The organism is Burkholderia sp. E168m23 (assembly GCF_016586125.1).
Taxonomy (GTDB): Bacteria; Pseudomonadota; Gammaproteobacteria; order Burkholderiales; family Burkholderiaceae; genus Burkholderia; species Burkholderia orbicola.
Window position 1 is genome coordinate 1 of the sequence record NZ_BCPP01000401.1, and the last position, 6009, is coordinate 6009.

The 6009-nt window shown below is 67.4% G+C and carries 5 protein-coding genes; 2 read left to right on the forward strand and 3 right to left on the reverse strand.

Features of this window, described 5'->3' with window-relative positions:
• Positions 1-936: cupin domain-containing protein (locus JMF90_RS20270; protein ID WP_201325359.1), on the reverse strand; the 936-nt coding region annotated here is incomplete at its 3' end.
• 32 nt (positions 937-968) lie between these two features.
• Here JMF90_RS20270 and JMF90_RS20275 point away from each other — a divergent pair.
• A complete protein-coding gene (locus tag JMF90_RS20275; protein WP_011694320.1) occupies positions 969-1511 on the forward strand; it encodes a peptidylprolyl isomerase in 543 nt (180 codons plus the stop codon).
• Here the strand turns inward: JMF90_RS20275 and JMF90_RS20280 are convergent.
• Positions 1491-2738 (reverse strand): hypothetical protein, encoded by a 1248-nt coding sequence (locus JMF90_RS20280; RefSeq protein WP_201316984.1) that lies wholly within the window; start codon positions 2736-2738, stop codon positions 1491-1493. The genes JMF90_RS20275 and JMF90_RS20280 overlap by 21 nt on opposite strands.
• Before the next feature lie 4 nt (positions 2739-2742).
• Entirely contained in the window at positions 2743-5400 is a 2658-nt protein-coding gene (gene mutS, locus JMF90_RS20285) for a DNA mismatch repair protein MutS (RefSeq protein ID WP_200093644.1), read from the reverse strand.
• A gap of 343 nt (positions 5401-5743) precedes the next feature.
• Between mutS and JMF90_RS20290 the strand changes: the two genes are divergently transcribed.
• Positions 5744-6009, forward strand: a 266-nt coding sequence (locus JMF90_RS20290; RefSeq protein WP_201325360.1) for an EthD family reductase, incomplete at its 3' end; no start/stop codon positions are given.

The following is a 6009-nucleotide window of genomic DNA, read 5'->3' on the forward strand; positions in this document are numbered from 1 at the left end:
GAAAACGACGTTCGATTTGGGCTCGCTCAGATAGCAGCCGAGGAATTCGGCGACGTCGCGCTTGCGCCAGCGGATCGCGTCGACGATCTCGGCCACGCGTTCGACCATCGCCGGCGGCAGTTGCGCGGGCGCATCGACGGCCGGCTGCTTCGGATCGCGGTAGAGATCGTCGCCCCCCGCGTCGCGCAGGCCGCCGCGCTCCGCGAGGTAGTACAGGAACTGGGCGCCCAGCTCGCCGGCGGACGGGGCCCGGAAGCCGATCGAGCAGGTCATGCACTCGCCTTCGGCCACGCCGTCGTGCGCGATGTGAGGCGGCAGGTACAGCATGTCGCCGGGCTCCAGCACCCATTCGTCGCTCGGCTCGAAGTTTTCGAGGATCTTCAGCGGCACGTCCGGCTGCAGCGACAGATCCTTCTGCGCGCCGACGCGCCAGCGGCGCCGGCCTTCGACCTGCAGCAGAAACACGTCATACGAGTCGAAGTGCGGGCCGACGCCGCCGCCGTCCGTCGCATACGAGATCATCAGGTCGTCCAGCCGCGCGTCGGGGATGAAACGGAACCGGTCGAGCAACGCGCGCGCCGCGTCGACGTGCAGGTCGAGCCCCTGCACGAGCAGGGTCCAGGATTTGCGCGTGACGGCAGGCAGCGCGTCGGGCTCGAACGGACCGTGCGCCAGTTGCCACTTGTTACGAAAATGGGTGATCAATCGCGATTCCGCGTCATAGTCGGCGGCGAGCTCGAACAGCGCATTGCGCGTGACCGGCGACGCGACGCCGGGGATCGCCTGGCGGATCAGCAGCGGCTTCTTTTGCCAGTAGCCGCGCATGAATTGCGCCGGCGTGAGGCCGCCGAGCAGCGGCGTGGGAAGATCGGAGGGCGGCGCGCCGAGCGGGGCGGCAGCGGTATCCCGTGGTTCGGCTTGAGACCGGTTGCGCATCGTATAATGAGACTTGTATTTGGGAGAATTGGATGAAAATCGCAAAAAACACCGTCGTGTCGGTCACTTACAAGCTGTCGGACGCACAGGGCAATCTGATCGAGGAAAGCGACGAGCCGATGGTCTATCTGCACGGCGGCTATGATGGCACGTTCCCCAAGATCGAGGAACAGCTCGACGGCCACGAGGCAGGCTACCAGGCGCAGATCCAGCTCGAGCCGGAGGACGCGTTCGGCGACTACGATCCCGAGCTCGTGAAGATCGAGCCGCGCGACCGTTTTCCCGAGCCGCTCGAAGTGGGCATGCAGTTCGAAGGCACGCCGGAAGACGGTGACGAGGAAGCCGACTCGCTGATCTATACGGTCACCGATATCGCCGAGGACAAAGTCGTGCTCGACGGCAATCACCCGCTGGCGGGCATGGCGCTGCGTTTCGCGCTGACCGTGAAGGACGTTCGCGAAGCCACCGAAGACGAAATCGAGCACGAGCACGCGCATGGCGCGGAAGGGCTCGAAATCGTCGACGAGGATGACGACGAAGACGGCGAAGCGCCGTCAGGGCGTACGCTGCACTGAGCTTGCCGGCAGGCCCGGCGCCGGCCCTGATGCGGCGGGCGGTGCCGGCCACGACGCGCCGCCCGGTGCGGCGCCGTCACCCTGCAACGGCGGCGCGACCGACGACGCGTCGGGCAGCGCCGGCAGCGCGGGGATTTCCGGCATCTGCGGCAGCGGCACGTCGTCGCGCGGCACGAGCGGCAGCGTGGGCGGCACCGGCAGGTTCTTCGGCACCTCCTGCAGGCTGACGTTGAAGATCGTCTGCCGTGCCGGCGATACGCTCACCTTCACCCACTGATTCGCCGGATGGCGCGGTCCGATCGCGACGCGCGTGACGTTTCCTACCAACTCACCGTCGTCGGCATGCAGCGGACGGTCGATCAGAAAGCCGTTCGGCAGCGGTTCGCCGCTCGCGTGCATCACCAGAATGGGCCCGCGGAACGTCGCCGCCGCCTTCACCAACGTTCGTTTCAGCTCGCGGAAGCCGTCGCGCACGCGCGGCCGGTTGAAACGCAGCCACGCAAAGCGTTCCGCGCGTTCATAGCGCTCGAACTGCGGATCGCCTTCGAACATCACGACCATCGCGCGCGCTTCGCGCCGCTTCGCATACTCGGCCGCGTGATCGATCCAGAAGCCGTTCGCGATGATGCGGTCCTCGAATTCGCCGTTGCGGCCGCCCGCGGTCAAATAATGGTTGTTCGGCGCCGGCGCATTGAGTGCGACGTACACGATGTCGTCGCGCATCCAGCGTGCGTTCTCGCGATACGGCCGGAACCGTGCGACTTCGCTCTCCCGCGTGATCTGCAGTGCACCGGGGTCGGGCAGTGCCGAATCGGCGAGCAGCGTCTGCCGCAGGAAGTCGAGCCGCTCGACCGGGTCGTAGCCGCCGCCGGCCGCGGTGTTGCAGGCGATCCAGTCGTCGTGGCCGGGAATGAACACGAGCGGCACGCGCGCCGCATCCAGGATCGCCCCGCGCTGCGAATACAGCGCGTCGCGGCATGCTTCCTTCGAGCCTTTGAGATCGCCTGCGTAGACGACGAACGCGAGATTGCGCTCGCGCGCGATCGCATCGAGCAGCCGCTGCGCAGCCGGTTCGTCCGCCGGAGCATTGATGACGCCCGACACGACCGCGAACGAGTAGGGCGCTGCGCTGCGCTTGGGTGGCGCGGCTACTGCATCGGCCTGCGCCAGCGCAAGCGCCGCCGCGACGAGCGCGGCGGCGGCGCGGGCCGGCAGGCCCCGCGGCATGCGCTTACGCGTGCCCGTCGGCATCGTGCGACCGGACCAGCGTGCGCAATTCATACAACAGGTCGAGCGCCTCGCGCGGCTTCAGATCGTCGGGGTCGATGTCGCGCAGCTTTTCGAGCGCCGGATGCGGCGTGTCGGGCAATGCCGGCGCGTCCGCGCATTCGAGATCGTCGACGGCCGCGGGCGGCGCGCTGAAGAGATCGAGTTGCGGCGTGTGCTGGGATGCCGACTGCTGTTCGAGATACGCGAGGTGCTTGCGTGCGGCGCGGATCACCGGTGCCGGGACGCCCGCGAGTTGCGCAACCTGGAGGCCGTAGCTCTGGTTCGCCGGGCCTTCGTTGACCGCGTGCAGGAACACGATGCCGTGGCCGTGCTCGACGGCCGACAGGTGGACGTTGGCCGCTTGCGGGAATTCGGCCGGCAGTTGCGTCAGCTCGAAGTAGTGCGTCGCGAACAACGTGTAGCACGCGTTGTGCGCCAGCAGGTGGCGCGCGATGGCCCAGGCGAGTGCAAGGCCGTCGAAGGTCGACGTGCCGCGGCCGATCTCGTCCATCAGCACGAGGCTTTGCGGTGTCGCGTCGTTGAGGATCGCCGCCGCTTCGGTCATCTCGACCATGAAGGTCGAGCGGCCGCCCGCGAGATCGTCGGCCGCGCCGATGCGCGTGAAGATCCGGTCGATCGGGCCGAAGCACGCCGCCTTCGCCGGCACGTAGCTGCCGACGTATGCCATCAGCGCGATCAGCGCGGTCTGCCGCATGAACGTCGACTTACCGCCCATGTTCGGCCCGGTGATCAGCAGCAGCTTGCGCTCGGTGCCGAATCGGCAGTCGTTGGCGATGAACTGCTCGACCTGCGCTTCGACGACCGGGTGGCGGCCCTGTTCGATTTCGATGCCGATCTCGTCGGTGAAGGTCGGCGCAACCCAGTCGAGCGCCCGGGCGCGTTCGGCGAAGGCGGCGAGCAGGTCGAGCTCGGCGAGGGCCGAGGCGACGCGCTGGCATTCGGGGATGAACGGCAGCAGTGCCTGTAACACCGAGTCGTACAGCGCGCGCTCGCGCGCCAACGCGCGTTCCTGCGCGGACAGTGCCTTGTCCTCGAAGGTCTTCAATTCCGGCGTGATGTAGCGCTCGGCGTTCTTCAGCGTCTGGCGGCGGCGGTAATCGTCGGGCACCTTGTCGGTCTGGCCGCGCGTGACCTCGATGTAGAAGCCGTGCACCTTGTTGTATTCGACGCGCAGGTTCGCGATGCCGGTGCGCGCGCGCTCGCGCGCTTCGAGATCGATCAGGAACTGCCCGCAGTTCTCCGAAATGTCGCGCAGCTCGTCGAGCTCGGCATCGTAGCCACGTGCGATCACGCCGCCATCACGCACCATCGCGGCCGGCTCGGGGGCGATCGCACTCGTCAGCAGGTCGAGGCATTCGGCGGGCGGTGCGAGTGCCGCGTCGACGCGTGCGAGCGCATCCGCGTTCGCCACGATCGCAGCGATGCGCTCGCGCAGCGCCGGCAGTGCGGCGAACGTGTCACGCAAGCTCGACAGGTCGCGCGGGCGTGCGGACAGCAACGCGAGCCGCCCGGTGATCCGTTCGACGTCGGCGATCTGGCGCAGCGCGCTGCGCAGCGCATCGAGGCTCGCGTTGGCCGGTGCATCGAGCAGCGCGCCGATCGCCTGCTGGCGCGACTGCGCGGCGACCGACGCGCGCGGCGGGTGATGCAGCCAGTGACGCAGCAGGCGGCTGCCCATCGTCGTGCAGCAGGTGTCGAGCAGCGAATACAGCGTGGGCGACTCGGTGCCGCGCAGCGTTTCGGTCAATTCGAGGTTGCGGCGCGTGGCCGGGTCGAGCCCGATGTATTCGGTTTCGTTCTCCACCTTCAGGCTGCGCACGTGCCGCAGTTGCTGGCCTTGCGTGGCCGCGGCATAGAGCAGCAGCGCGCCGGCCGCGCCGCACGCGCTCGTCAGCGAATGCGCGCCGAACCCGTCGAGGCTCGCGACGTCGAGCTGATCGCACAGGCGCTGCGTGCCCGACGCGATGTCGAAGTGCCAGGCCGGCACGCGCTTGCTTGCGCCCGCGCCGGCGGGAATGGCGTCGGTTGCGCCGTCCGGCGTCAGGATTTCGGCCGGCCGGATGCGTTCGAGCGCGGCGGCAAGCTGGTTGGGCTCGATTTCCGCGAGACGCAATGCGCCGCTCGCGAGGTTCAGCCATGCAAGGCCGATATTGACCGCGACGCCGCGCTTGTTGTGGCCGGTACACATCGCGAGCAGGTAGACGTCGTTCTTGTCGGACAGCAGCGCGGCATCGGTCAGCGTGCCGGGCGTGACGACGCGCACGACCTTGCGCTCGACAGGGCCTTTCGACGTGGCGGGGTCGCCGATCTGCTCGCAGATCGCGACCGATTCGCCCATCTTCACGAGCTTCGCCAGATACTGCTCGACCGCGTGATGCGGGACGCCGGCCATCTTGATCGGCGTGCCGGCCGACGCGCCGCGCTGCGTGAGGGTCAGGTCGAGCAGGCGTGCCGCTTTTTCTGCGTCCTCGAAGAACAGCTCGTAGAAGTCGCCCATCCGGTAGAAGACGAGCGTGTCCGGATGATCGGCCTTGATGCGCAGGTACTGCTGCATCATCGGGGTGTGGCCGGCAAAGGCCTCGGGCGACAGCGTGGTCATAGATCAGGCATGAAGTTGTTGCTTGGGTTGCCCGAGTTTACCAGTGGCTTCGACGTCCACGCGCGAAGTTCGCCGTTTGGCCGATGGCCGGTGATGCCGCGTCGTCGCGATTTGACGGATGTACTCGCCCGACTGCCCACCCACGAAGCGTCCGGGATCGCCGGGCCGCTCCCGCGGCGTCGGGCATCCGGCGCCACCAAACCGGCAAGACGGGTTCACTTACAATCAGCGGAATGCGCTCGCCGTGTCCGGGAGCAATCTTGACCACGCCTATATCGGCGGCCTCGATGTCGTCTCGCGCGCGACGGCGCCTCGATTACCGTGCGGCAACAGGAGAACCTCGATGATCAAAGTCAGTGTCATGTACCCGTACGCCGCAGGCGCGCGCTTCGACCATGCTTACTATCGCGATACGCACATGCCAATGGTGAAACAGCGGCTCGGCGCGGCATGCCTGTACTACACGGTGGACAAGGGTATCGCAGGCGGCGCTCCCGGCGCGGACCCTGTTTACGTCGCCAAGTGTGACTTCGTCTGCACTTCCATCGAAGCTTTTCAGGCAGCCCGCGATCCGCACGCGCAGGAGATCATGGCCGACATCGCCAATTA